Below are 401 nucleotides of genomic sequence, written 5' to 3' on the forward strand. Positions count from 1 at the left end.
GTTCTCCTTGCTGAAAGGCTTTTTCTTGTTCTTGTTGGTAAAGGGGTGCTAATCTCATAATTAACGCTCTGTCTCCTTCATCTAAATCTTGTCGCACTGCCAGAGTTCTTTCCAAGTGATATAACAAATTTAAGGTCATTGACCGTAAGGGAATATCCGGGGATAAGGCTTCTAGTTCGTCGATCGCCTGTTCTTGGACTCTTCCGCGCCCCAGCAACCTCAACCAGAGAGTTTCTGGGGTTTGGGGTAACTGGTGAATCACCACGATCGCACTGCGGAATGCCTCCCCCATCCCATAGATTCCTGGCAGCCAGTTTTCTTCTAGCATAGCGCTAAATCTTGATAAAATGGTAGGGGAAGCGGTGGGGGTGAGAATCCATAATTTGGGTAAGGCTTCGTTG

The 401-nt window shown here is 47.4% G+C and carries 1 pseudogene; it reads right to left on the reverse strand.

Features of this window, described 5'->3' with window-relative positions:
- A pseudogene (locus LKK83_RS31580) lies at positions 1-328 on the reverse strand (hypothetical protein); the annotation flags it as partial.
- Between the last annotated feature and the right edge of the window lie 73 nt (positions 329-401).

Origin of the sequence: Phormidium sp. CCY1219 (assembly GCF_035615515.1) — a bacterium.
Lineage (GTDB): Bacteria > Cyanobacteriota > Cyanobacteriia > Cyanobacteriales > Laspinemataceae > CCY1219.